The sequence below is a fragment of the Vibrio rubrogenes genome, from assembly GCF_059641415.1.
Genome location: NZ_JCARSY010000132.1, coordinates 1 through 370, shown reverse-complemented (window position 1 = coordinate 370; position 370 = coordinate 1). Strand labels below are relative to the sequence as shown.

The following is a 370-nucleotide window of genomic DNA, read 5'->3' as shown; positions in this document are numbered from 1 at the left end:
ACCGAGTTCCATATATTTATTTTTCGGTTGGCCGACGGGCGTTTCCGGTCCCATGCCGTAATCTTGCAGATAACGGTAGCCGTTTTTATTGACAATAATCCCGCCTTCACCCCGACACCCTTCGGTCATCAGGATCCCGGTACCGGGCAGGCCGGTCGGGTGATACTGGACAAACTCCATATCGCGTAGCGGCACACCGTGACGATAAGCCATTCCCATACCATCACCGGTGACGATGCCACCATTGGTATTACATTGATAAACGCGACCTGCACCACCGGTAGCCAAAACGACGGATTTTGCTTTAATCGTGACCAGTTCGCCTTCCGCCATATGAATGGCAATCAACCCCTGTACTTGACCGTCGTCT

1 protein-coding gene is annotated in these 370 nt (G+C 52.4%); it reads right to left on the bottom strand.

Annotation, left to right across the window (positions count from 1 at the left end; translation table 11 throughout):
* Positions 1-370 (bottom strand): FAD-binding protein (locus tag AC55NX_RS20885; RefSeq protein WP_496997476.1); only part of this gene is annotated, 370 nt, incomplete at both ends.